This window comes from Aeromonas sp. s5, from assembly GCF_040907865.1.
GTDB lineage: Bacteria > Pseudomonadota > Gammaproteobacteria > Enterobacterales > Aeromonadaceae > Aeromonas > Aeromonas dhakensis.
Genome location: NZ_JBFOCO010000014.1, coordinates 1 through 23,003, shown reverse-complemented (window position 1 = coordinate 23,003; position 23,003 = coordinate 1). Strand labels below are relative to the sequence as shown.

Sequence of the window (23,003 nt, the reverse complement as noted above, 5' to 3'; positions counted from 1 at the left end):
CAGCGGGAACATAACAATGAAACAAGGAACGTTGCGTCGTGGCGGCCTCATCGGGGCCGCCCTGTTACTGACGGCTTGCGGCAGCGGAGGCGGGAGCAGTTCCAGCGAGCCCCAGCCCCCGGTCACCAACCCGCCGCCGGCCACCGCCAGCCGCGCCTGCTACGGCAATGACCAGCCGGCCTGCAACCTGCGAACCTACCAGGTGATGGTGGAGTCCTTCGTCGATGGCGACGGCAGCGCCAACTACGGCGTCGGCTACGGCCCCTCCCAGCACAACGGCGATCTGCAGGGGATCATCGACAGCCTCGACCACATCAAGAGCCTCAACGTCAACGCCATCTGGCTGACCCCGGTGTTCGACTCCTGTGCGGGGCAGGGCGGAGACGACAGGCTGGATGCCACCGGTTACTTCGCCTGCGACTTCTTCAACGTGGACCCCAACTTCGGCAGCAACGCCCAGCTCAAGAAACTGGTGGACGGGGCGCATCAGCGCGGTCTCTACGTCTTCCTCGATGGGGTGTTTGGCCACGTGGGCAAGGTGGGGGTGAGCAAGCCCTCCCCCGAGGGACGGCTGCCCGCTCTCAAGAGCGGCGGTGCCGGTTATCCCGGCCAGCTGGTGGATTACAGCCAGCCAGAGAGCCTGGCCTACTTCAAGGAGGTGGCCCGCTACTGGGTCGAGCAGTACGGCATCGACGGCTGGCGCCTCGATCAGGCCTATCAGCTCGATCTTGACGACTGGCGCGCCATTCGCAGCGAGGTGGAGCGGGCCAGTGCGGCGCGCAAGGCCGCCGGCCAGCAGTGGGGCACCCTCGGCTATATGGTCGGGGAAGTGTGGAAAGGGGCCGACGAGATCCGCGCCCAGGCGTACGGGCCGAGCGACAACCCGGCGCTCTCCTCGGCGTTCGATTTCCCGCTGCGCTACGGCCTGGTGCAGGCGCTGGCGGTGGAGGAGTCCGGCAAGGGCGGGCAGGGGGCCAGCGTGCTCGACGCCAGCTGGAACAAGGTGGAGAACTACCCGGACCACGCCATGCCCAACCTGATGCTGGGCAACCACGATCTGGTGCGCTTCGGCGATCTGCTGGAGCGCGGCAACTTCAATCCGACGGATTACTGGCAGCGCCACAAGGCGGCCTTCAGCTTCCTGGCGGCCCGCTCCGGCCCCATCACCCTCTATTACGGCGAGGAGTTTGGCGACGAGGTGCCCGGCTTTGCCAAGCAGGTGGGCGGCGACTGCGCGGCTCAGGGGCTCTGTGACGATCACGTGGCCCGCAGCGATGGCAAGGTGCCAGGTGTCACCGGTTTCGTGCCGAGCAGCGAGCAGAGCGAGCTGAAACAGTGGCTCAGCCAGCTGCTGGCCCTGCGCGCCGCCCATCCCGCCCTCTATCAGGGGGAGCGGGTCAAGCTGGTGGCCGAGGGCAGCGTCTATGGTGACATCAAGCAGACGGCGGTGGAGCAAGTAGTCTACCTGCTCAACGTCTCCACCACGCCCCAGAGCTATGCGGTGCCGGCCAGCAAGCTGCGCAGTGGCAGCGCCCTGGTGGATCTGCAGAGCGGCGAGCGCCTGGCCATCGGTGGCAGCAGCGTGACGGTGGATTTGCCGCCGCTGAGCGGCCGCTTCCTGCTGGTGCGCTAAGCGAGGTTGGCAACAAAAAGGGCTCCGTGATGGAGCCCTTTTTTCATGGGGGACGTTACTTCTCGATGCCGCTGCCGAGCTCGTCCTGATGGGGATCGGCCCGGCCGTTGCCATTGCCGTGCCGCCAGCTCTCCAGCCGGTTGTGTACCCCGCGGCGCAGGCCTTTGAAGCTGGTCTCCAGGTAGTCCACCCCCACCAGGATGGAGAGGGTGACGCCGGTGAGCAGCAGCGCCTGGTGCAGCATCTGCATGCCGATGAGGGCGCCGAGAGCCGCCAGCATCCAGACGGTGGCGGCGGAGGTGACCCCCAGTACCTGACCATCCCGGGTCATCATCACTCCGGCGCCGAGAAAGCCGATGCCGGTGATGAGCTGGCCCAGTACCCGCGCCTGGTCGGCGCTCTGGGGGCTGACGGCGGCACCGATGGCAAGAAAACAGTAGGTGCCGAGGATGATGAGCGAGGAGGTGCGGATGCCGACCGGCTTGCCGCGCAGCTGCCGTTCCAGCCCCACCAGGGTGCCGCACACCAGACAGACTAGGATGTTCTCCCAGCCAAGGGGCGCTATGTCCCACCAATCAGTCGTCATAATATCCACCTCTGCTCTCGATGCTTGTTATCCGGCCGCGCTCTGCCCCCGGTTTTCCAGCCGCTGGCGGAAGGCCCGGGCGAGGCGCTCGTAGAGATCCTTTGCCTCTCTGTCCTCAATATCGCCACGTATCCAGGGATTGTCGATGATTTCCAGCAGCACGCAGTCACGCCCCTGCTGGCGCAGATCGACCCCGAACAGGCCGTTGCCGAGCTGATGCACGGCGCGGCGGGCGGTCTGCAACACCCGCTCCGGCACCTCGTTGAGCGGCAACGCCTCGATGCGGCTCATGTCGAGGGGGTGTTTGCGGCGGCGGATGCGATTGCCGGGCTCGGGCCGGAAGCGGCGGCAGGCAAACAGCGGCGAGCCGTCGAGAAAGCCAATGCGCCAGTCAAACTCGGCGGGGATCCGGCTCTGCACCAGCAGCAAGGCGGAGCGCCCCAGCCCTTCGTCCAGCAGGCGAGCCAGCTGCTGCTCGTCGCTGGCCATGGCGAGATCGCGCCCCTGCGCCCCGTCGGGTACCTTCACCATCAGCGGCAGGCCGAGCCGCTGCACCAGCTCGTCCACGTGGTGGCGGCCGCGGCGGGTCACCACCATGGTGGGCGGCATGGGCACGCCGCTGCGCACCATCAGCTCGTAGAGGTAGAGCTTGTTGCTGCAGGCGAGGATGGCGCGGGAGCTGTCGATCACCGGCATCTTGAGCTGCTCGGCGCGGCGGGCAAACTCGAAGGTGTAGTGGCCCACTGCAGTCTCGGAGCGCAGCCAGAGGGTGTCGAACTCCGGCAGCCGTTCGATGGCAGACGGCGCCAGGATCTCGGCCCGGATCCCCTGGGCCGCGGCCGCCTGGATGAAGCGCTCCAGCGCCAGCGCATCGCTGCTGGCACGACCGTCGTTGGGGTCGACCAGGATGGCGAGCTGGTAGAGCGGCGCCGCCTGCTCCTCGTCACCTGTACCTACCAGCGCCTGGGCGTGGTGCAGCATCAGCGTCTGCTCGCTTGGGCTCAGCTCCAGCGGCGACAGACTCTGCTGCTGGCGCACCGACCAGCCGTGGCGGCCGCGCTTGAGGGTCAGCTCCTGCAGCGGCAGCTGGCTCAGGCCGTAGTAGTAGCGGGCCAGCCCCGCCAGCTCGCTCTGCTCGCACTGGCCGAAGATGGCGCGCACCCGGATCCGGTCCTCGCTCTGCTGGGCCAGCCAGCCCTGCAGCTTGCGCCACAGCTTGGCCGGCGGCTGCTGGGGTTGCAGCTGGCTGATGGCCTGCAGGCCCGGCAGGCAGTGATGACCGCGGGCCTGGGCCAGCAGCGAGCAGTAGTAGCCGGCGCCGAGGTGCTCCAGATTGCGGCAAAGGTTGATGATGCGGGGGCGACCGCCGGTGGTGGGCACCCCGTGTTGCAGGTAGGTGCGGGCGGTCAGCAGATAATCGGCATGGCAAGGCCAGTCGCCCAGCTCTTCGACGATGACGTAGGTACTCATTTTTTCGGCTCCACAGATGAAACTGCCTTAAGCGGCAGGATCCCCAGTGGGCTTCGATGCACCGACAAGCACGACAATGGCGCGAGGGGAAACAAGAGGTTACAGTGCCTAATATGCCGCCTTGGTAACTTGTGATACAAGTCGCATTTTTGGTGATGAAGATAAATAACCGAACAAGGATTCCCCGTGTTGACCGTGCGCGCGGCCCGGACCGATGATCTGGGCGCCATCGTTAAGCTGGAACGCTACTGTTTTCCCCCCGAAGTCGCCTTTGGCCGCAGCCGCTGGCACTATCTGCTGACCCAGGCCAAGGGGCGCACCTTGCTGGTGCTGGACCAGCAGGAGCAGCTGATGGGCTACCTCTGTTTGCTGGAGCACAGGGGCTGGGATCGGCTGATCATCCAGACCCTCGCCATCCGCTGGACTATCCGCCGCCAGGGCTGGGCCCGCCGCCTGCTGGAGCAGGTGATCCGGGAGGGCAAAGAGGCCGGCTGGGGGGCGATCCGGCTGGAGGTGGGCGATGCCAATGAAGAGGCGCAGGCCCTCTATCGCGGGCTGGGTTTTCGGCCAAGGCAGAAGCTGCTGGATTATTATGGTCACGGTCAGCATGCCCACCGGCTGGTGCTGAAGCTGGCCGGAGAGAGGAGAGAAGAGGAGAGGGGATGAGCTGCGACAACTGCCTCGCTACCGCCATCAAGGCCAAGCTGGGTCGCTGCCCGGTCTGCGCCGGCCAGACCTTCGTCATCGGCCTGATCGGCTGGCTGGTCTGGTGGTGGTGTGGCGCCGACACCTCGGTCAATGCCCTCACCGGCCTGCTGTTCGCGTTGGGGGGCTCGGGCCTGTTCCTGCTCCACCTGCTGGTGTTCATCTGGCGCAAGGCGAGCGGGCGTGAATTGAGCGACGAATAGATCAGATTGATTTCAAACAGATAAATAGCGCTGTAGAAATGGAGGTTCAGATGATTGCAATGGTAACGGGCGCTTCGTCCGGTTTTGGTGAATCCATCAGCCGTCAGCTGGTGCAGGCGGGCTACCGGGTGATCGGCACCGGTCGCCGCGGCGAACGGCTGGCTGCGCTGGCCGACGAGCTGGGCGCCCAGTTCCTGCCGCTGGTGTTCGACGTGCAGGACAAGGCGGCCACCCGCGCCGCCATCGACGGGCTGCCGGCCGAGTGGCGCGAGGTGGATCTGCTGGTCAACAACGCCGGGCTGGCGCTGGGGCTGGAGCCGGCCCACAAGGCAGACCTCGAGGACTGGGAGCAGATGATTGCCACCAACATCAGCGGTCTGACCCTGCTCACCCGATTGCTGCTGCCGGGCATGGTGGCGCGCAATCGCGGCCACGTCATCAACATCGGCTCCATCGCCGGCACCTATCCCTATCCGGGCGGCAACGTCTACGGTGCCACCAAGGCGTTCGTGAAGCAGTTCAGCCTCAACCTGCGCGCCGATCTGGCGGGCACCGCCATCCGTGTCACCAACGTGGAGCCGGGTCTGTGCGGCGGCACCGAGTTCTCCAACGTGCGCTTCCACGGTGACGACGCCAAGGCGGCCACCGTCTATCAGGGGGTGCAGGCGATCCAGCCGGAAGACATCGCCAATACCGTGCTCTGGATCAGCCAGCAGCCGGCCCACGTCAACATCAACAGCATCGAGATCATGCCGGTGGCGCAGACCTTCGGCCCGCTCCATATCAGCCGTCGCTGATGGCTGCTGCGGATGAAACAAGAGAGGCTCCCCCGGGAGCCTCTCTGTTTTGGGGCCTGTTTACAGGCTCATGATCTTCTTGAACTCCTCCGGCGAATACTTCTGCTCGGTGCGCTTGGTGAGATCTGTCATCAGCTTGTAGCGCAACTCTTTGGCCATCTGATAGCTCTTCTCCAGCTGACCATAGGAGTAGTCGGATGCCAGCCCGATGGCGGTGGCCTTGTCGCCGGTATAGGCCTGCTTCAGGCTCTGGTCGAGCAGCGCCACCTCCTTGTAGAGCTTGCTGCTCTCCTTGCTCCAGACACCGCGCAGCAGCGGCAGGTATTTGTCCGGATCGGCGCTGGCCAGCGCGGTCAGGCTGCGGAACTGCCAGTAGGCGGAGTCATCGGAGTAGCTGTCGCTGCCGGTGCGATAGGGCAGGGGGTAGGATTCCAGGGTGTTGTAGAGCGGCACCATCACGGATTCGGCCAGCACGCCGTAGCTCTGCCAGATCAAGCCCTGCAGCTCTTTGGGCATCGCCTTGCGCAGCTGGATGACATGGGATTCCAGCTGCCTGTCGATGCGGATCGGCCGCTCCGCCTTGCCGGCCAGCGGCGTGCCATCATAGGTGGCGCTCAGCAGCCTGGCCACGTCCGGCACGGCGATGGGGGCATCCGGCTTCATAAAGAGCGGATATTGCGCCTGCCGGGTCGGCTGCGGATGGCTGGCGGTCAGTATCTTCTGGCCGAGCCACTCCCGATCCACGTTGTAGGGGTCGGCGATGACCCCGAATGCCTTGGCGAAGTTGAAGTCTTTCGGGTCGGCGTTATCCAGCAGTTTGTGTTCGCGCACGAACTCCAGCAGCTTGGACGAGTGCAGCACATCGGCGCTGTCGAGATTGACACCGTGGATGCGCAGGCCGTTGGCCACCATGGCGTAGCTGTCGTCCGGCACCCGCACCGCGATCCAGTGGTGGCCGGAGCCGATCTCCATCAGCCAGGCCTCGTTCACATCCGCCAGATAGAGGCTGTTGCCTTCCCCGGCGCCATATTGCTCCACATAACGGCCGAGCAGTGCGACCCCCTCTTTGGCTGTTTTGGCCTGCGGCAGGATCAGGGTCGGGATGATGGCTTCAATCACTCCCTTCTCGATCAGCGGATCGGCTTTCTGGGCCTTGTCGTTGACCTCGGCGCTGGTGGTGGCCGAGATGGCGACGTTGGCCTCGTTGATGCCGCGCTCCTCGTAATACTTGCCGGCCGGGTCGCTGGCTGTGGCATCCCAGTCACGGATGGCGGAGTAGGCGAAGAAGGTCTTGGGCATCGGCACTTCCAGCCCGTTGCCCAGTTTCCAGACTTTGCCCTCGTTTTGCTGGGCGGGCCGGAAGGCCAGGTACTTGTTCCAGTTGTTGACGCCAAAATCCTCGTTTCTGGCGATCATCACGCTGCCATCGGCACTGGCGCCCTTGCCGACGATGAGGCCGGTACAGGCGTCGGCACTGGTGCCAAGCAGGGTGAGCAGGGTGGCGGAGAGAAGACTCAAGGTGTGTTTTTTCATAGTTATGCCCGAAAGGTTGCGGTGGATGCGCGTCAGGGGGCGGGAGAAGCGGCCGGGAGTAACCGGACTGGGTCGGGGATCCGACGGTAGACAGGTCTGCATCTGGTTGAATTCGCAAACATATCATCCATAACGCTGCTTGCTTGCCCGATGGTGCGCCAAAATTGTATGCCTCACTGGTTGTTTGTTTTGTGATCGGCAAGGCGTTCCTGCGGTTTATGTGGCGAGGAGTTTTATAGGTAGTTGTATGTGTCGGAAATCGGGATGAAAGCAGCGGATGAGTCATGATTCTGACGCCACATCTGGGCCGTGACCGGCGGCAGGCTTGCCACGGTGGGGATCTTGCCCAGCCTGACAAGTTGGCCTGCAACTTGCTGGTTTTATTGCCAATGATGGGGCCTGGTGCCTCATACCATCGAATCAGCGACCTCGTCATGCCGGTTTGGCATGCAGACTGGAGCCCCCATGGATATCAAACCCTACAGCCAGCAGCTTGCCCAGAGCGCCTCCAACAATCGCGCCCTCGCCACCCTCAGCAGCGCCGACAGCGGTCAGGGTGGCGGCGGCTGGGAAGATCTGGTCAACCTCTCCTCCCAGCGGATAACCGGCCAGGCCCAGCAGGCGCTGACCTATGAACACCTGGCCAAGAACAGCAAGCTGCCGCCGGCGCTCGACATGAGTTCCGACAAGGGGGGCGTGCTGCAGCAGCTGGTGGACAAGGCGCTCGGCTTTGATCGCAAGCAGTTCAACGAGATAGAAGAGAAGCTCAAGGCGATTGCCGACAACAAGCAGCTGAGCGCCGAGGAGCGGGCGGAGCAGAGCAAGCCGTTGAACGAGCAGCGGGACGCCATGCTGCAAGACGCCATGGACCGCCTCACCGGCAAGAAGAGCAGCAAGGAAGAGAGCAAGAGCGCCTGAGCAGCGGAATGACTCGAACGGCAATCCATGGTCAGCGGGGGCAAGCCCTTGCCCCCGCTGACCACAGTGGATGAGCGGCCCTGCCGGCAACCCGCATCCGCGGTGCAATGTGAGGGCGTGCCCGCGTTCTTTGACCTGTGGGGGCCACAGGCGCACAATCCCTCTGCATGCATTCAACCGAGGGCTCTGCCGTGTACAACTTCCAATATGCCAATCCCACCCGCGTCTGTTTCGGTGAAGGCCAGATCGCCAAACTGCCCGAACTGATCCCGGCCGGCAGCCGCCTGCTGGTGCTCTACGGCGGCGGCAGCATCAAGCAGAACGGGGTCTATGACCAGTTGACCCAGGCGCTGGCAGGCCGGGAGTGGCTGGAGTTCCCCGGCATCGGCGCCAATCCCCAGTACGACCAGCTGATGGAGGCGGTGGATCTGGTCAAGCGCGAGCGCATCGACTTCCTGCTGGCGGTGGGTGGCGGCTCAGTGGTGGACGGCAGCAAGTTCGTGGCCGCCGCGGCCCGCTTCGAGGGGGACGATCCCTGGGAGATCCTGTTGCACAAGGCCCCCGTCAAGGCGGCGCTGCCGCTCGGCTGCGTGCTGACCCTGCCGGCCACCGGCTCGGAGAGCAACCCGGCCGCCGTGGTGAGCCGGGGGGAGGCCAAGCTCTCCTTCATGAACCCGCTGGTGCAGCCGGTGTTTGCGGTGCTGGATCCCTCCACTACCTACAGCCTGCCGCCGCGCCAGGTGGGCAACGGGGTGGTGGATGCCTTCGTCCACATCCTCGAGCAGTACCTCACCTTCCCGGTGGGGGGCGAGGTGCAGGATCGGCTGGCGGAAGGCCTGCTGCAGGTGCTGGTGGACAACGGCCCGCGGGCGCTGGCGGAGCCGACCAACTACCAGGTGCGCGCCAACCTGATGTGGGCGGCCAGCCTGGCCCTCAACGGCCTCATCGGGCGTGGCGTGCCGCAGGACTGGTCCACCCACGCCATCGGTCACCAGCTCACCGCCCTGCACGGGCTGGATCATGCCCAGAGTCTGGCGGTGGTGTTGCCCTCCCTGCTGCGGGAGCAAGCGGCCCAGAAGCAGGAGAAGCTGGCCCAGTTCGCCGAGCGGGTGTGGCACTCCAGCCGCGAGGACAAGGCGTTGCGCATCGAGGAGGCGATCATCCGCACCGAGCAGTTCTTCCAGCAGATGGGGGTGGGCACCCGTCTCGCCGACTATGCCCTGGATGCGCGCTGCATCCCGGGGATCTGCTCCAACCTCAAGCTGTTCGGTCTGACCGCCCTCGGGGAGCAGCAGGACATAGATCCGGACAAGGTCGCCAGGATCCTCTCCCACGCGCTGTAAGTCATCCTGGCAACCATAGTGGCGCGGATCCTCTCCCACGCCCTCTGCTTACCGGCTGACCAACGGAAAAGAAAACGCCCCGATCATAGGGGCGTTTTGCATGGTGGCGCCGGGCGCTTGGCCACTTATCCGGCGCTGCGGTCCAGCTCGCGCTCCAGCGCCGCCGCCTTCTGGCGGGCCGGATGAGTGTTGAGCCGCTGCCAGTAAGCCTGCAGGTGCGGGAACTGGGCCAGTTGGCCGCTCTGGGCCAGCAGATCCACCAGGAAGGAGTTCAGGATGTCGGCACCGGTGAGGCGATCGGCCACCAGATAGCGGCGGCTTGCCAGCACCTCATCGAGATAACCCAGCACCTTGGCGCACTCGGCTTTGGCGTAGTCCGGCAGGAAGCGCATCGGGCTGCCGTCCTTGCGCACGAACATGTCGAGCAGCAGCGGCAGAATGCCGGAGCTCTCGGCGAAGTGGAGCCACTGCAGGTACTCGGCATAGTCCGGGCTGTCGGCGGCCGGTGCCAGCCGATCCGGGGCGTGACGGGCGATCAGGTATTCGGTGATGGCGCCGGATTCCGCCAGCACCCGGCCGTCGAACTCGATGACCGGCGACTTGCCGAGGGGGTGGACGGCCTTGAGCTCGGGCGGCGCCAGAAAGGTGGCGGCATCGCGCTGGTAGGCCTTGATCTCATAGGGCAGGCCCAGCTCTTCGAGCAGCCAGATGATGCGCTGGGAGCGGGATTTGTTCAGGTGGTGCAGGACTATCATGAATACCTCGACGCAGTGACAAGAAGCGGTAGTACGCAGCGGCGCGGCGACGGGTTCACCGCTGCAGCTAAAAAAGAGCGGGCAGATGCCCACTCCCGCACCGTTTGCGTCAGGCCTCCAGCGCCTGATCCAGATCCGCCAGTATGTCCTCGATGGCCTCTATCCCCACCGACAGCCGGATCATCTCCGGTTTCACCCCGGCCTTGGCCTGCTCCTCTTCGCTGAGCTGGCGGTGGGTGGTGGAGGCGGGGTGGCAGGCCAGCGACTTGGCGTCGCCGATGTTGACCAGCCGCTTGAAGATCTTGAGCGCATCGTAGAAGCGCACCCCTGCCTCGTAGCCCTCTTTCAGGCCGAACGAGAGGATGGCGGAGGGGCGGCCGGCCATGTACTTCTCCGCCAGCAGGTAGTGGGGGTGACCCGGCAGCCCGGCGTAGCTGACCCAGGCTACCTTGGGATGGTGCTTGAGGTGGTGGGCGACCTGCAGGGCGTTGTCCACGTGGCGCTCCATGCGCAGGCTCAGAGTCTCCAGCCCCTGCAGCAGCAGGAAGGCGTTCATGGGGGCCAGCGCCGCGCCGGTATTGCGCAGCGGCACGGTGCGCACCCGCCCGATGAAGGCGGCCGGCCCGAACGCCTCGGTGTAGACCACCCCGTGGTAGGAGGGCTCGGGTTGGGTCAATTGGGGGAAGCGCTCGGCATGATCCGCCCAGGGGAACTTGCCCGAGTCGACCACCACGCCCCCCAGCGAGTTGCCGTGGCCGCCGACATATTTGGTCAGGCTGTGCACCACGATATCGGCGCCGTGCTCGATGGGTTTGCACAGCACCGGGGTGGCGACCGTGTTGTCGACGATGAGCGGCACGCCGCGGGCGTGGGCCACCTTGGCCAGGGCGGCTATGTCCACTATGTTGCCGGCCGGGTTGCCGATGCTCTCGCAGTAGACCGCCTTGGTCTTGTCGTCGATGAGGGCAGCGATGGCCTCGGCGCTGTCATCTTTGGCGAAGCGCACCTTGACCCCGAAGCTTGGCAGCATGTGGGCGAACAGGGTGTAGGTGCCGCCATAGAGCTGGGGGGTGGAGACGATGTTGTCGCCGGCGGCGGTCAGCGCCTGGATGGCGTAGGTGATGGCGGCGGAACCTGCCGAGACCACCAACGCGGCGATCCCCCCTTCCAGCGCGGCCATTCGCTGCTCCAGCACATCGTTGGTGGGGTTCATGATGCGGGTGTAGATGTTGCCAGGCACCGCCAGGTTGAACAGATCCGCCCCGTGCTGGGCGCTCTCGAACTCGTAGGCCACCGTCTGGTAGATGGGTACGGCGACGGCCTTGGTGGTGGGGTCGTTGGCAAAGCCGTGGTGCAGGGCCAGGGTCGCATCTTTCATCACACACTCCTTGTTGGATGTTGCTGGATAGCAATCATAGATGGATAGACGTCCAATCTATCAGGCCCTTGGCCGATGTAAACCATCAGATCCGGCAAAGCAATCTCGTCGGGGCGTGGGGGAGGCCGTCTCAGAGGCGGCGGCGATACTCCTTGTCGTCGATCTGGTGCATGTCCCACTGCATCAGACGGTTGAGCTGACTCATGGGATCCTCGATGAGCGGCAGCGGGCGGGGCAGGATCCGCTTGAAGTAACGGCGCAGGATCTGCTGGATCCGGTTCGGTTTGATGGGGTTGGCGTGGCTCATGATGGTGCTCCTGTGCTGTGGTTCTCACGTTCGCCAGCAGTATTGAGCTAAAATGCGGAAGTAAAAACTGATGACTTTCAGAGCAAGGATTTCCTCTTTTATGCCCACCAGCCGCCTCTACCAGCAATTCCAACGGCTCGCCCAGCAGCTCGGCTGCGACGAGCGGGAAATCAGCCTCGCCGAGGTAGCGGATCTGCTCTGCTGCACCCCGCGCAACGCCCGCCTGCTGCTGCGCCGCATGCAGGAGCAGGGCTGGCTCGGCTGGTCCGCCGAGGCCGGGCGGGGGCGGCGCTCCCGCCTCACCCTGCTGGACAACCAGGAGAGCCTGACCCGGCGCCGACTGCGGGAGCTGCTGAGCCAGGGCCAGCTGGCTCAGGCGGTGCGGCTGGCGGAAGATCGCCTCGATCTGCTCACCCCGCTGCTTATCGAACAGCTCGGCCAGGCCACCCGGGCAGGGCGCCAGATCCTGCGGGTGCCCTACTATCGGCCACTGCCCCAACTGCTGCCCACCGGCCCGCTGCGCCGCTCCGAAATCCACCTGAGCCGCCAGATCTTCAACGGCCTGACCCGGCGAAATGAGGAAAATGGGGAAATCGAGGGGGATCTCGCCCACCACTGGGAGTGCCTCGGCCCCTGTCACTGGCGCTTCTACCTGAGGCCGGCGGTGCGCTTTCACCACGGCCGCGAGCTGGTGGTGGAGGACGTGACGGAGAGCCTGCAGAGCCTGCGGGATCGTCCGCTGTTCGCCCATCTGGCACGGCTGGAGAGCCCCTGGCCGCGCACCCTGGATCTGCACCTCGACAGCCCGGATCCCCTGCTGCCTCACCTGCTGGCCGAGCCGGTGGCCGTCATCCTGCCGCGCGAGCTCAAGGGGGAGGCGGGCTTTGCCCTGCAGCCGGTGGGCACCGGCCCCTATCGGGTGACCGCCAACGATCCCATGCACCTGTGCCTGGAGGCATTCGACGACTACTTCGGTCTGCGCGCCCTGCTCGACGAGATCGACATCTGGATGCTGCCGGAGCTGGCGGAGCGGCTGGAGAGCCACCTGCAACTGGGGCGCGACAGCCCGGAGCTCGGCACCATGCGTGGCGAGTCCGAGCTCGAATCGGGCTGTTACTTCCTGCTGCAGGATGAGCGCTCCGGTGCCCTGCAGGATCCCGCCCTGCGCCAGTGGCTGGCCGGCCTGCTCAACCCCATCGCCCTGATGGCGCGGGTCGCCCCCGAGCTGCAGCGGGGCTGGACCAGCGCGCTGGGTCTCTTGCCCCACTGGCGCGAGGCGCAGCCGGTCCCGTTGCCGGCGCCGGCCGGGCGGCCGCGTCAGCTGGTGCTGGCCTGCTTCAACCAGCACCTGGAGTTCAACGAGTGTGCCAACGCCATGAGCAGCCTGCTGGCCGAGCAGGGCATCGATCTCGAGGTACGCACCCTGGATTACGGCCGCTGGGTGAGCGGGGCGGACGAGGACGTGGATCTCTGGCTCGGCACCCTCAACCTGGAGCACGAACACGCCTTCGCCCCCTACGCCTGGTTGCAGGGGACCCCGCTGCTGCGCAAGGTGTGGGGCGGCCAGCATGGCCTGTGGCAGGGGCTGACGCAGTGGCGTGCCAGCGGCGAGGAGCCGGGGCCGCGGGCGCTGCTGGCAAATGTGCAGCGGCGGGGCTGGTTTGTGCCGCTGTTTCACCACTGGCTGGAGCTGGAGAGCCGGGTCGGCGTGCACGGGGTACGGATGACGGCGCTCGGCTGGTTCGATTTTCGCAGCGCCTGGCTGCGCCCGGAGCTGGCCGTCGGCTCCGGCGATACGACGGGGGAGCTTGAGTCCAGAGGCGGGCCGCGTTAGCCTGAGCGCGGTCCAACGACAAGGAGTCGATATCCATGCTGGAAATGCAGATCCAACCCCGTTTTCAAGAGACAGATGCCCTCGGCCACATCAACAACACGGTGCCGGCGGTCTGGTTTGAATCGGCCCGCGACCCGCTGTTTCGCATCTTCTCCCCCGAGCTGGATGTGCACAACTGGCATCTGATCATCGCGGGCTACACGGTGCAGTTCAAACGGGAGCTGTTCTACGGCCAGCAGGTATTGATCAAAACCGGGGTCCGCCGCATCGGTTCCAGCTCCTTCACGCTCTGGCAGGAAGCCTGGCAGGAGGGCGAACTGGCGGTGACCGCCGAAACCACCCTGATCCATTTTGACTACCAGTCCCGCCAGTCCATCCCCCTGAGCGATCGCCACCGGGAGGAGCTGCGGGTCTGGCTGATAGAAAGCTAACCTTGGCCCTTAGGCCAATCACAGGACACTTATGCGCAATACCGTGATCGCCCTGAGCCTCGGCCTGGGACTGGGGCTCTGCTCCCTGCCTTCGATGGCGGCCTCCCTCGCCGAGCAGTTCTCCCTGATGGAAAAGGGGGCCGAGAGTGCCCTCGATACCCGTCTGTTCAGCCACGACGGCATAGACATCAAGGCCTGGGTGGATGGCGCTCCCGTCATCATCGCCGTGCCCATCATGAACGAGCAGGGCAAGCAGGAAGGGGAGAGCCGTTACTACTTCAAGGGCGGCAAGTTGTTCGGGGTGAAGGAGCCCGCCGCCCAGTTTGCCTTTGACGACGGCGGCAAGCTGACCCGGTGGCTGGACGAGAAGGGCCAGCCCGCCGAGTTCGTCAGCAAGATGAGCATGCAGCAGCGGGAAGCCTGGCTCACCAAACGGGCGGCCGAGCTGGGCCAGCTGTTTGCGCCGAGCGCTGCCGAGCAGAAGGCGGCCAAGGGGGGCGTCAAGCTCAAGGGGGCGGAGCTTGCCCACTGGCTCTGCAACGGCAAGCTGATGGCGCTGGCCGGGGGGGACAAGGTGACCTTCGAGCCGGCCAAGCTCAAGAGCAGCGCCGAGGGCATCAAGGGAGAAGTCTCCCTGCGCCGTGACAAGGGGTGGCAGGATCTGAGCCTCAAGTGCGAGGTACAGGGTACCCAGGTGACCCGCCTTACCTGGCAGCCGCTGCCGGGCGCCAACAAGCCGCAGTAAGTACGGTTGCAGCAAAGCAAGGGGCCCAGATGTGGGCCCCTTGTTTATTTTGGTTATTTTGGCGGTTACTCACCCAGCCTGAGCCGGGTGAGGGCTTCCACCCGTCGCCACTGGCCTGGCTCGAACCAGCGCGCCAGGATCTCCGGCTGCTGTTCGGCCCGCCGCTCGGCGGGCAGGGGCTTGAGTTCGGCCAGATAGCCGGCCAGCTGCTGCTCGAATCCCTGCTGACTCTCCGCCAGCTGGTGCAGCCGGTCCGCCGCCTCCGGCCCCAACTGCTCACGCAGCACTGTGTCGCGCTCGGCCGCGGGCAGTCGCTCCAGACTCTGCAGGTCGCCGAGCAGGCGGCTGTTGGCCTCCGCCTCCCGAAACCACTGGGGCTGCTCCGCCAGCCAGAGCTCGAGCTCGCTCGCCAGCAGCGGCTTGTCGGCATCGCTGGCCTCCGCCAGCGCCTTGCGGCGCAGGGTCCACTGCTCCATCAGCCGATCCTCGGCAAACAGCTTCTCCTGCTCGGCCGGGGTGAAGCTCTGCTGGCGCAACTGCTCGCGCTCGTCGAACAGCACCTGCAGGCTGGCCAGGCCCGGGTCGGTCGGCACCGTCAGGCTGCTTTCGGCGGCAAGAAAGGCCTCATAGCGAGCCTGCAGCGAGTGATCATCTGACGAGGAAGCGGCCTGCCGGGCCAGGGGGGAGGCCGGCCCGGCCTCTTGCACCGGTGTGGCGGCCGAGGTGGGGCTCGGGGTGGGCCACAGTTGCCAACCCCCCAGCAGCAGGGCCGCTCCCAGCAGAGCGGCCATCAGCCAGGCCTTGTTCATAGCCCCAGTCTCTGCAGGCGGTTGGCGTGCTGGCGATAGAGGCCGACCGGGTCGGTCTCGAACAGGTGGCGAATGCCGAACGACTGGTTCACCTCGTCCAGATGGTTCATCCGGTAGTCGGTGCCGATCACCTTGCCGAGGTGGCTGCTGCACACTCCGACCAGGCCGTCGTTGGGCTCCTTGAAGAAGCTGCCGGTCAGCGCCAGCGCCGGATCCACCGGATCCAGGATGTTGGTCATGGTGCCGCGCCCGCTCCAGGAGAAGTAGTAGACCCCGTTGGCGGCCTGCATGGGGCCTTCGCCGCAATACTGGCTGGGCAGCCCTTCCGGATAGCGCTGGTTGAAGCGCTGGGCACCGGCGCTGGTGAGGGCGTCGAGGGCGGCGAGGGGATCCTGCGGCAGCTGGCTGCCCCCGGAGAGCAGCGAGATGACCCCGGACAGGGCCGAGGCGGCGGCCACCGCCAGCTTCTCGGCCACCGAGCCCGGTGCCACGTTGGCGCGCACCAGATCGGCGATCTCCGAGCCGTAGTTGACCCCGCCCACGCTGGTGGCGGAGGCGACCAGCTCGGGGGCGACCGAGGCAACATAGCGAATGGTGGGGCCGCCGTGGGAGTGGCCGATGAGGTTCACCTTCTCCGCCCCGGTGATGGCGAGCACCTGCTGTACCTGCTTGAGCAGCTGCTCACCGCGCAGTTCCGAGCTCTGGGTGGCGGAGACCTGGGCCACGTAGACCCTGGCGCCATCCCGTGTCAGCGCCTGGGGGATGCCGTAGAAGTAGTCGACCCCGAGCAGCTTGTCGAAGCCGAACAGGCCGTGCACCAGCACTATGGGGTAGCGGGTCTGGGTATAACCTGCCGCCTGGCCCAGCATGGGCAGGGCGCACAACAGCACCAATAGCCATTTTTTCATCTTGTCCATCCTTGTGAAGAGAGACTGCCGCAGCGGCAGCCACCGGCATCATGCCGATACCGACCAGCATGGCGGAACGGGACGTTTGCATCTGTGCAAATGATCACCAAACAGACAGATTCAAAAAAGCCCTACCCATATGGGCAGGGCTGTTGACTGTGCCGGCACAACTATCCCTTGTGTTCGCCCCTTACATAAGTTAAATAATAATTATTATCATTTGTGGTGTTGGAGCCTATGTCGGCAAGCTGGGTAAGAGGTTGGGTAGGGACGGGGGAGAGCGACAGCAGCATGGTGCACTGGAAGGTGCAGACCATGAGCGGTAACCGCCATTTCGATGCCGGTGAGCACGCCAAGGCGCTCTCCTGCTATCAGCAGGCGCTGTGGCTGGCCCGTCAGCAGTTTGCCGACTGGCACGATGTGGACGAGGCGGTGGCCGCGCTGGTGGTGGCCCACCACAACCTGGCGGATCTGCTGGTGGCGATGGCGCTGCCGGAGCGGGCCGCCGACCTGCTGTGTCACATCCACGACTGCCTGCTCGCCACCAGCCAGTCCCCCGCCAGCTCCAGCGCCCTGCGGGATGCCGCCCTGCGCCACACCCGCAGCACCCATACCGAATTGCTCGCCTTCGTGCGCAAGCACGGCAGCCACGACGGCATCCGCCGCTGCCTCGGCCAGTGTCTGTGCCAGACCGAGCCAGCCCCGCAACTGCATTAATCACAATAAACAGAGGTGACCATGAGCCATACCCTGCCTGCCCTTGCCTATGCCTACGACGCACTGGAACCCCACATCGACGCGCTGACCATGGAGATCCACCACAGTCGCCATCACCAGACCTACATCAACAACCTCAATGCGGCGCTGGCCGATCACCCCGAACTGGCGGCGTTGCCGGTGGAGGAGCTGCTTGCCCGCTTCGACAGCCTGCCTGTCCAGGTACAGGGGGCTGTGCGCAATCACGGCGGCGGTCACGCCAACCACAGCCTGTTCTGGCGGGTGATGAGTCCCCAGGGCGGTGGCGAGCCGGCCGGCGAGCTGGCTGCGGCGATCCAGCGGGATCTGGGCGGGTTTGAGGCCTTCAAACAGGCCTTTACCCAGGCCGCCCTGAGCCGTTTTGGCAGCGGCTGGGCCTGGCTGGTGGTCGATGGCAGCGGCAAGCTGCAGGTAGTGAGCAGCGCCAACCAGGACAGCCCCCTGCAGGATGGGCTGGTGCCCATCTTGGGGCTGGATGTGTGGGAGCACGCCTACTACCTCAAGTACCAGAACAAGCGCCCCGACTACATAGCCGCGTTTTACAAGGTGATCGACTGGAACGAGGTGGCACGGCGCTACGTGGCGGCGCTGGCCTGATCGCTGGAAATACCAAGCCCAATGAAAGAGACCCGCCTGATGGCGGGTCTCTGCTATTGAGGGGTAGTGTGCTGCCGGTTGGCGTTGCCGCACTGGCGGCAGCCGGAGTTTCTAAGGGAGTGGCTTCGCTCGGCACGGCGGCGCTGGTGGCCAAGGCACTGCTGGTTGAAGTCGCAGCGCTGGCGGCAGTTGCTGCACTCACCACCGCTGCCGGCTTGGCCTTCGGCTGATGAGAGGGCGGCTTGATGGGCAGGCAGGGCTGACTTGCCCCTATGGTGCTCAACGCCTGGCAGGGAACCGGGCCGCCGATGACGATGGGCTCGCCGAGGAACTTGGGCCCCTTGTCCAGCACGTAGAGGTCGAGCAGCCCCATCAGGCGGGCGAACACCTCGCGCACCCGGGTCTTGATGCCCTGATAGGCGCTGGGATCCACGGCGTTGAAGCCGACCGCCTCGATGCCGAAATGGCGGGCGATGAAGATGGCGCGCTCGTTGTGAAAGGCCTGCGAGACCACGGTGAAGTGGGCCTGGCCGAACACCTCCTTGGCCCGCACGATGGAGTCCAGAGTCCGAAAGCCGGCGTAGTCGCTATAGATGGCGCTGGCCGGAATGCCGGCCTGGATCAGGGCCCGCCGCATCTGGCGCGGTTCATTGTACTGCACGGTGGCGTTGTCGCCGGAGACCAGGATGTAGTCCACCTTGCCGTTGTTGTAGAGCTCGGCGGCGGCCTTGATCCGGTATTTGAAGTAGTGGTTCGGGCTGCCGCCAATCAGGTATTTGGAGGTGCCGAGCACCAGGGCGACCCGGTTGTAGGGCACCGCGTTGACGTCGTCATAGGTGTAGTGACGGGCGTCCGAGACGGTCCACTCGCTGTAGCCAAGCAGGGCGGCGGCAGAGGCCAGCAACAGGCAGAGGCAGGCGAGCAGGATCTTGGCAAACTTCTTCATGCGCGGTGCGGTTCGGGTCTGAAGTAAGAGATGACAGGGGGTCATTCTATTACAAGTTGCCGCCGCGCGTCAGGCTTGATGACCGCAGATGGCGTCACTCGGGCAGAGGTTGTCGCATGGCGGGAGTGGCTAACTGATTGATCCTGTGCCGCTTATCATCCTCCAATAAAAAGGGCGGCCATGGCCGCCCTTGGGTATTGATGCCAGCGTCTCAGTGGGAAGAGTCGTTGGCCTTGCACTCGTCGGAGTCCTTGTTGGCCTCCCACCAGGGCAGCAGTTCGCGGCCGAGCCACTGCTGGTAGGCCTCGCTGTCATTGGCAATCAGCTGGTCCAGCTCGGCTTCGAAGGCACTCATCGCCTGCTGCTGATCCGGGTTGCGCAGGGCCTGGGCCATGGCCAGCCAGCTGGCGCCGCGACCGGTCTCGTTCAGGAAGCGATGCACAGTGTAGGACCAGGAGTAGACCATCTCGCCGCCCTTGTCGTAATCCAGGTGCAGGATGTCGGCCAGGGCTGGACGATCCCCTGCCGGGCGGCCGGCGACGTTGTCCAGACCACGGGCGAAGCACTGGCCGTGGGCGATGAATTCCGCCAGCCCTTCCGACCACCAGGTGGTGCGGTTGAGCGGGTAGTGGCCGAAGCTGCCGTACTGGTTGAAGCGGCCGTCCAGGTAGTGCACGTACTCGTGGCGCAGGTTCCACACCTGGAACGCAGGGCGCTTCCACTCCGCCTCGTAGGCGAAGAAGCGGGCCTGGTTGCCGGGGCGAGCCGGATCCCCTTCGAGGTAGATGCCGCCGTTGTCGGTGGAAACGCCACCAAACAGGGCGCTGCCGTAGCGTTTCCAGTCGGCGGAGGAGTCGAAGATCACCAACTCCAGAGCCTCGTTGTGATCGTCCGCCACCGGCTGCCAGCCAGTTTCCATCTGCTGATGGAACTGCTGCTCTTCGGCGCCCAGTTCACGGCAGATCCCCTCGGCCTGATCCATGGTCAGATCCTGGGCCCGCAGGCGCAGGGTCGGCGAGCAGGTGTGCTCGAACGGCAGCACATCCTCCACCCGGATCGGGGTGCAGAGCCCGGCGAAGTCACCGCTGATGCAGGCTTCGCTGGTGCGGTCCGTGTAGGTCAGGTAGTAGGTGGAGAGGGTCAGCGACATGTCTTCCAGCAGATCCTGGCTCTGCTGACCACCGGGGATCAGGCCGTGGTGGCGAACGAGGGCGATGACGGAGTCATCCAGCAGCTTGCGGTAGCCGTCGAGCTCGTCCGGGCGGGTATAGCGGGCGACCCGGTAGAGGCGGGTGTAGGCATCCAGCACGTTGTTGAGCAAGAACAGATCGGCGCCATCCCGCCCTTTCCACAACGCGAGTTCGCTCATGCCGAGGGCGTGCAGCTGCTTGCGCAGCTCGCCATCCTGCGCTCGGAAGTCGCTGGCGAAGGGATCGCTGTAGTCGCTGGCGAAGTCGAGGAAGTTGAGCAGATCGAACAGGCCGGTCGCCCAGGCGTGCTGGCCGTTGATCTCGCTGGCATGGCGGGTGCTGTAGGCCAGCATCTGGTTGAACTCGCCGAGCAGGGTACCAAAGCGGCTCTGCACTGCCGGGCTCTTGAACTGGCCGTGCAGGGCGATGCTCCAGGCACCGATCACGGAGCCCACCTCATCGGTGGGTTGCTCCGGGAAGAGCAGCGGATGGGCACCCAGCGCGGTCAGCGCCTCGGCCAGCGCCTCGGCGGCGGCCGGACCGTCTTCCTTGTGCTTGCCGTAGTTGTGGTAGTTGTGGGCACGCACGTATTCCAGCAGCAGCTTCATGGCCGGATGGGCCGGCTGATTGGCCGCCAGCAGGCTCTGGATGCCGCGGGACACGGCCAGCAGTTTGGCATCGTCGTGACCATAGTTCTCCTGCCAGACAGGGGCGGGCTGGCCACTGGCATCCTGCACTATCCTGGCCGCTTCGGCGTCCAGCAGATCGGTATCGGGCAGGTCCGGCTCGGAGCAGGCGCGGCCGTCGGCACGGCGGCAGTCGAGCTGCTCCTCCTTGCTAGCCAGCATGATGGGGCGATTGAGCACCCGGCTCTCCTGCCATTCGGTTGTTTCCGGCAGGGTCTGCCATTCGCTGCCCCCCACCGGGTATTGATAGCCGGTGTCCTTCAACACCACCTGCACCTCGCTGCCGGCGGGCAGGGTCTGACGGCACACCCGGTAGCTGATGGTCTTGTCCCCTTCCTGACGAGTCTGGGGTTCATCACACTCCTGCTGGGTCTTGGCCTGTTCCAGCAACCAGGTGTACTGGCGCCAGACGTGCAGCTCGCTCACCTGGCGGGCTGCCTGGCTGCCCGCAACCGGCTGCAGGCGGAAGAAGATCTGCTCGAGGCGGCCATCACGCTCATTGGGGGTCTCTTCCAGTACCTTCAACTGCTGCCAGTTTTGCGGCTGGTACTGCCATGCCTGCTCGGCGCAGCGCCCCTCGGCGTTGAGCTCGCAGCGATCCAGCTCCTGCTCGCTGTGACCCAGGATGACCCGCTCCGCCAGCGGCAGACGATCCTGACGCGGCGCGGTCGGGGTACCTGCCAGGGGCTCCCAGCGGCCCTGCTTCATGCCGTAGCCAAAGTCATAGCTGCTGGCCGGGACAGCCTTGCCGGCCGGTACCACCTCTTCACAGCTGAGGTAGCGGATCTGCCAGCCCTGCTCGATCTTGAGCTGGGGTTCGCCGCACTGCTGTTCTGCCAGTGCGGCCAGGTTGGCTTCGCTCCAGTCGAAGCGACGATACACCCTCAGCTGTTGATAGGGGGCATCGGTGCTGCGGGCGCTCAGCTCGTAGGTCACTTCGGTGAGCTGATCCCCCAGCTGACGGCTGGATTCACCTTTGAGTTGATACTGTTGCCAGTCGGAGGGGGAGTAGTTGGCCAGCGCCGAAGTGGCAAGCAGGCCCGGTGCTGCCAGCAGCAGCAACCTGGTACCCAGATTGTTCATTTTTATCCCTTTGCTTGATTGTCTGCGTGATTGACGCGTGCAATCTATTCAGCTCCAAAAGGATATCAACCCACCAATCAGGCCATATAAATCATTTATTTAGATTGAATCAAAACAAAGTGAGCCCCATTGGGGGCCTGGTTGATAGCAAGGACTCATCTGCCATCTGGGGGGTATCTCAGTCTGAGGCTGGCAACTGTGATCAAAGTCTCGTTTGAGATGTGCTGGTCATGTGGCGTCGCGACAATTCGAAGCCGGCTAACACGCAGAAAAAGTGCTGACTTGCCTGGGCAGAACGTTGGGGAATGTAGTGAAGAGAGACCTGGTGGTGCTCGGTATGAATGCAGGGAAATAGGAGGGGAAGTGAAGAGAGTGGCGAGCGGGCGTTATAAGCCGCTGCCTGAGCATGGCAGTGGGTGCTCACCCTTCACGGAGAGAGCAGATCCGCCCGAAGCAATGAACAACTTCGGGCAGGTGACGGAAGTGACGGGATCAGAGGTAGCTGACGGTCACTATGGCCATGTTGCTGCTGCCGGCAGACAGCTTGTACTGCATGGTGCTGCTGATGGTATTGAGGCTGCCGGCTTGCTGCAGGCTGGCCAGATCCATGGTCTGACGCTGGGTGCCCGAGTAGCAGGTCACGCTGTTGTCGGCGAAGTCACAGGGGGCTTCGTAGATGGTACCGGTGAAGGTGACGCTGCCATCGTAGGCGGAGGCAGTAGCTGGCAACAAAGCGGCACCCAGCAGCATGGCTGCGGCGGCAGAAGAGGCAAAACGGATGGCGCTGTTGCGAACGGAAGCGGTGGAAGTGTTCATTTTTATGTCCTTTTCGTCACATGTCGTTGTACGAAAAGGGCAACGCAATCAAAGAGAATGACACAGATACAGCTGATGACATCGCTCTTCTCAGATGGCAGCTCCGCTGTCTTAGGTTATGAACCCTTAGACCGGTGGCTTTGCGTCCCGACCTTTCGATCGGTTTGCCCTTTACTCTATGTCTAGATGATAACATCGCACTTTGAGAAATCAATCACCATAAAAAAGTGTGAGGTATCGGTCACAAATAGTTTTTTATTCTCCGCGGCTCAGGATAAACGGCTGGTTTTCCTTAATGTTTTTTTGAATTAATATCCTGAAAAATTCATTCTTATCTCCCTTGCCATTATGAATAACGGGCGAACTCAGTATTTTTATGTCGATCACAAACATGGTTCAGCATGACCTTGGGAGTGAACAAGGGGATAATAAAAGGAAGCTTGTTGGTGTTTCCCTTCACAAGTGGAACCTGGTTAGAATGATTACCTGATTACCTGATTACCTGATTACCTGATTACCTGATTACCTGATTACCTGATTACCTGATTACCTGATTACCTGATTACCTGATTAC

Annotated in this window: 22 protein-coding genes and 1 riboswitch; of the genes, 11 read left to right on the top strand and 11 right to left on the bottom strand. The window is 64.3% G+C overall.

What is annotated here, in order from left to right; translation table 11 throughout:
* Window positions 1–16: 16 nt before the first annotated feature.
* Entirely contained in the window at window positions 17–1,633 is a 1,617-nt protein-coding gene (locus tag AB5Y94_RS09440; RefSeq protein ID WP_368205403.1) for an alpha-amylase family glycosyl hydrolase, read from the top strand.
* 55 nt (window positions 1,634–1,688) lie between these two features.
* Here the strand turns inward: AB5Y94_RS09440 and AB5Y94_RS09435 are convergent, their stop codons facing one another.
* On the bottom strand, window positions 1,689–2,222 hold the full coding sequence (locus AB5Y94_RS09435; RefSeq protein WP_005308304.1) for an MgtC/SapB family protein: 534 nt from the start codon (window positions 2,220–2,222) through the stop codon (window positions 1,689–1,691).
* 24 nt (window positions 2,223–2,246) lie between these two features.
* Window positions 2,247–3,689, bottom strand: coding sequence for a RimK family alpha-L-glutamate ligase (locus AB5Y94_RS09430; RefSeq protein WP_005308306.1), 1,443 nt, complete (start codon window positions 3,687–3,689; stop codon window positions 2,247–2,249).
* 186 nt (window positions 3,690–3,875) lie between these two features.
* Between AB5Y94_RS09430 and AB5Y94_RS09425 the strand changes: the two genes are divergently transcribed.
* From AB5Y94_RS09425 to AB5Y94_RS09415, 3 genes are read left to right on the top strand one after another with little or no spacing between them, the layout of a single operon-like run.
* Window positions 3,876–4,355: a GNAT family N-acetyltransferase gene (locus AB5Y94_RS09425; RefSeq protein ID WP_017764600.1), complete on the top strand. Its 480-nt coding sequence runs from the start codon at window positions 3,876–3,878 to the stop codon at window positions 4,353–4,355.
* On the top strand, window positions 4,352–4,597 hold the full coding sequence (locus tag AB5Y94_RS09420; RefSeq protein ID WP_368205402.1) for a DUF3624 domain-containing protein: 246 nt from the start codon (window positions 4,352–4,354) through the stop codon (window positions 4,595–4,597). Before AB5Y94_RS09425 ends, AB5Y94_RS09420 begins: the two co-directional genes overlap by 4 nt.
* A 50-nt stretch (window positions 4,598–4,647) precedes the next feature.
* Window positions 4,648–5,394, top strand: a complete 747-nt coding sequence (locus tag AB5Y94_RS09415) for an SDR family oxidoreductase (RefSeq protein WP_368205401.1) — start codon at window positions 4,648–4,650, stop codon at window positions 5,392–5,394.
* Window positions 5,395–5,454: 60 nt separating this feature from the next.
* Here AB5Y94_RS09415 and AB5Y94_RS09410 read toward each other — a convergent pair whose 3' ends face one another.
* Complete coding sequence (locus tag AB5Y94_RS09410) at window positions 5,455–6,927, bottom strand: C69 family dipeptidase (protein WP_368205400.1); 1,473 nt, start codon at window positions 6,925–6,927, stop codon at window positions 5,455–5,457.
* A gap of 465 nt (window positions 6,928–7,392) precedes the next feature.
* On the opposite strand from AB5Y94_RS09410, the gene AB5Y94_RS09405 reads away from it, so the two are divergent.
* Both AB5Y94_RS09405 and AB5Y94_RS09400 read left to right on the top strand, forming a co-directional pair.
* Window positions 7,393–7,845, top strand: a complete 453-nt coding sequence (locus tag AB5Y94_RS09405; protein ID WP_005308316.1) for a hypothetical protein — start codon at window positions 7,393–7,395, stop codon at window positions 7,843–7,845.
* A gap of 167 nt (window positions 7,846–8,012) precedes the next feature.
* The gene (locus AB5Y94_RS09400) at window positions 8,013–9,188 is read left to right on the top strand and encodes an iron-containing alcohol dehydrogenase (protein WP_368205399.1); all 1,176 of its coding nucleotides are present in this window, start codon (window positions 8,013–8,015) and stop codon (window positions 9,186–9,188) included.
* Between the two features lie 125 nt (window positions 9,189–9,313).
* Here AB5Y94_RS09400 and AB5Y94_RS09395 read toward each other — a convergent pair whose 3' ends face one another.
* From AB5Y94_RS09395 to AB5Y94_RS09385, 3 genes are all read right to left on the bottom strand, one after another.
* Window positions 9,314–9,943, bottom strand: coding sequence for a glutathione S-transferase family protein (locus tag AB5Y94_RS09395; protein ID WP_368205398.1), 630 nt, complete (start codon window positions 9,941–9,943; stop codon window positions 9,314–9,316).
* A gap of 109 nt (window positions 9,944–10,052) precedes the next feature.
* Entirely contained in the window at window positions 10,053–11,321 is a 1,269-nt protein-coding gene (locus AB5Y94_RS09390) for an O-acetylhomoserine aminocarboxypropyltransferase/cysteine synthase family protein (protein WP_368205397.1), read from the bottom strand.
* Between the two features lie 130 nt (window positions 11,322–11,451).
* A complete protein-coding gene (locus tag AB5Y94_RS09385; protein WP_017764594.1) occupies window positions 11,452–11,628 on the bottom strand; it encodes a hypothetical protein in 177 nt (58 codons plus the stop codon).
* Between the two features lie 100 nt (window positions 11,629–11,728).
* Between AB5Y94_RS09385 and sgrR the strand changes: the two genes are divergently transcribed.
* The 3 genes from sgrR to AB5Y94_RS09370 are packed head-to-tail and all read left to right on the top strand — an operon-like array spanning window position 11,729 to window position 14,638.
* Entirely contained in the window at window positions 11,729–13,462 is a 1,734-nt protein-coding gene (gene sgrR, locus AB5Y94_RS09380) for an HTH-type transcriptional regulator SgrR (protein WP_368205396.1), read from the top strand.
* 35 nt (window positions 13,463–13,497) lie between these two features.
* Window positions 13,498–13,893: an acyl-CoA thioesterase gene (locus AB5Y94_RS09375; RefSeq protein WP_368205395.1), complete on the top strand. Its 396-nt coding sequence runs from the start codon at window positions 13,498–13,500 to the stop codon at window positions 13,891–13,893.
* A 31-nt stretch (window positions 13,894–13,924) separates the two neighbouring features.
* Complete coding sequence (locus AB5Y94_RS09370) at window positions 13,925–14,638, top strand: hypothetical protein (RefSeq protein ID WP_368205394.1); 714 nt, start codon at window positions 13,925–13,927, stop codon at window positions 14,636–14,638.
* Between the two features lie 65 nt (window positions 14,639–14,703).
* Here the strand turns inward: AB5Y94_RS09370 and AB5Y94_RS09365 are convergent, their stop codons facing one another.
* Entirely contained in the window at window positions 14,704–15,447 is a 744-nt protein-coding gene (locus AB5Y94_RS09365) for a lipase secretion chaperone (RefSeq protein WP_368205393.1), read from the bottom strand.
* On the bottom strand, window positions 15,444–16,355 hold the full coding sequence (locus tag AB5Y94_RS09360) for a triacylglycerol lipase (RefSeq protein WP_005308335.1): 912 nt from the start codon (window positions 16,353–16,355) through the stop codon (window positions 15,444–15,446). The genes AB5Y94_RS09365 and AB5Y94_RS09360 overlap by 4 nt, the downstream gene beginning before the upstream one ends.
* A 291-nt stretch (window positions 16,356–16,646) precedes the next feature.
* Between AB5Y94_RS09360 and AB5Y94_RS09355 the strand changes: the two genes are divergently transcribed.
* On the top strand, window positions 16,647–17,072 hold the full coding sequence (locus AB5Y94_RS09355; protein ID WP_368205446.1) for a hypothetical protein: 426 nt from the start codon (window positions 16,647–16,649) through the stop codon (window positions 17,070–17,072).
* Between the two features lie 21 nt (window positions 17,073–17,093).
* A complete protein-coding gene (locus tag AB5Y94_RS09350; protein ID WP_368205392.1) occupies window positions 17,094–17,708 on the top strand; it encodes a superoxide dismutase in 615 nt (204 codons plus the stop codon).
* Here the strand turns inward: AB5Y94_RS09350 and AB5Y94_RS09345 are convergent.
* From AB5Y94_RS09345 to AB5Y94_RS09335, 3 genes are all read right to left on the bottom strand, one after another.
* Entirely contained in the window at window positions 17,611–18,699 is a 1,089-nt protein-coding gene (locus AB5Y94_RS09345) for a vancomycin high temperature exclusion protein (RefSeq protein WP_368205391.1), read from the bottom strand. The genes AB5Y94_RS09350 and AB5Y94_RS09345 overlap by 98 nt on opposite strands.
* Before the next feature lie 166 nt (window positions 18,700–18,865).
* Window positions 18,866–21,613, bottom strand: coding sequence for a collagenase (locus AB5Y94_RS09340; protein ID WP_368205390.1), 2,748 nt, complete (start codon window positions 21,611–21,613; stop codon window positions 18,866–18,868).
* Window positions 21,614–22,105: 492 nt separating this feature from the next.
* On the bottom strand, window positions 22,106–22,429 hold the full coding sequence (locus AB5Y94_RS09335; RefSeq protein ID WP_005308345.1) for a hypothetical protein: 324 nt from the start codon (window positions 22,427–22,429) through the stop codon (window positions 22,106–22,108).
* Between the two features lie 93 nt (window positions 22,430–22,522).
* Window positions 22,523–22,608: riboswitch (cyclic di-GMP riboswitch) on the bottom strand.
* Between the last annotated feature and the right edge of the window lie 395 nt (window positions 22,609–23,003).

Bases quoted from the DNA above. Each gene is read 5' to 3' on its own strand.
- AB5Y94_RS09390 (WP_368205397.1), bottom strand. From the start codon at position 11,321: ATGAAAGATGCGACCCTGGCCCTGCACCACGGCTTTGCCAACGACCCC.
- AB5Y94_RS09420 (WP_368205402.1), top strand. From the start codon at position 4,352: ATGAGCTGCGACAACTGCCTCGCTACCGCCATCAAGGCCAAGCTGGGT.
- AB5Y94_RS09385 (WP_017764594.1), bottom strand. From the start codon at position 11,628: ATGAGCCACGCCAACCCCATCAAACCGAACCGGATCCAGCAGATCCTG.
- AB5Y94_RS09350 (WP_368205392.1), top strand. From the start codon at position 17,094: ATGAGCCATACCCTGCCTGCCCTTGCCTATGCCTACGACGCACTGGAA.
- AB5Y94_RS09335 (WP_005308345.1), bottom strand. From the start codon at position 22,429: ATGAACACTTCCACCGCTTCCGTTCGCAACAGCGCCATCCGTTTTGCC.
- AB5Y94_RS09365 (WP_368205393.1), bottom strand. From the start codon at position 15,447: ATGAACAAGGCCTGGCTGATGGCCGCTCTGCTGGGAGCGGCCCTGCTG.
- AB5Y94_RS09440 (WP_368205403.1), top strand. From the start codon at position 17: ATGAAACAAGGAACGTTGCGTCGTGGCGGCCTCATCGGGGCCGCCCTG.
- AB5Y94_RS09345 (WP_368205391.1), bottom strand. From the start codon at position 18,699: ATGACCCCCTGTCATCTCTTACTTCAGACCCGAACCGCACCGCGCATG.
- AB5Y94_RS09340 (WP_368205390.1), bottom strand. From the start codon at position 21,613: ATGAACAATCTGGGTACCAGGTTGCTGCTGCTGGCAGCACCGGGCCTG.
- AB5Y94_RS09400 (WP_368205399.1), top strand. From the start codon at position 8,013: ATGCATTCAACCGAGGGCTCTGCCGTGTACAACTTCCAATATGCCAAT.
- AB5Y94_RS09395 (WP_368205398.1), bottom strand. From the start codon at position 9,943: ATGATAGTCCTGCACCACCTGAACAAATCCCGCTCCCAGCGCATCATC.
- sgrR (WP_368205396.1), top strand. From the start codon at position 11,729: ATGCCCACCAGCCGCCTCTACCAGCAATTCCAACGGCTCGCCCAGCAG.
- AB5Y94_RS09410 (WP_368205400.1), bottom strand. From the start codon at position 6,927: ATGAAAAAACACACCTTGAGTCTTCTCTCCGCCACCCTGCTCACCCTG.
- AB5Y94_RS09375 (WP_368205395.1), top strand. From the start codon at position 13,498: ATGCTGGAAATGCAGATCCAACCCCGTTTTCAAGAGACAGATGCCCTC.
- AB5Y94_RS09360 (WP_005308335.1), bottom strand. From the start codon at position 16,355: ATGAAAAAATGGCTATTGGTGCTGTTGTGCGCCCTGCCCATGCTGGGC.
- AB5Y94_RS09430 (WP_005308306.1), bottom strand. From the start codon at position 3,689: ATGAGTACCTACGTCATCGTCGAAGAGCTGGGCGACTGGCCTTGCCAT.
- AB5Y94_RS09370 (WP_368205394.1), top strand. From the start codon at position 13,925: ATGCGCAATACCGTGATCGCCCTGAGCCTCGGCCTGGGACTGGGGCTC.
- AB5Y94_RS09355 (WP_368205446.1), top strand. From the start codon at position 16,647: ATGGTGCACTGGAAGGTGCAGACCATGAGCGGTAACCGCCATTTCGAT.
- AB5Y94_RS09415 (WP_368205401.1), top strand. From the start codon at position 4,648: ATGATTGCAATGGTAACGGGCGCTTCGTCCGGTTTTGGTGAATCCATC.
- AB5Y94_RS09405 (WP_005308316.1), top strand. From the start codon at position 7,393: ATGGATATCAAACCCTACAGCCAGCAGCTTGCCCAGAGCGCCTCCAAC.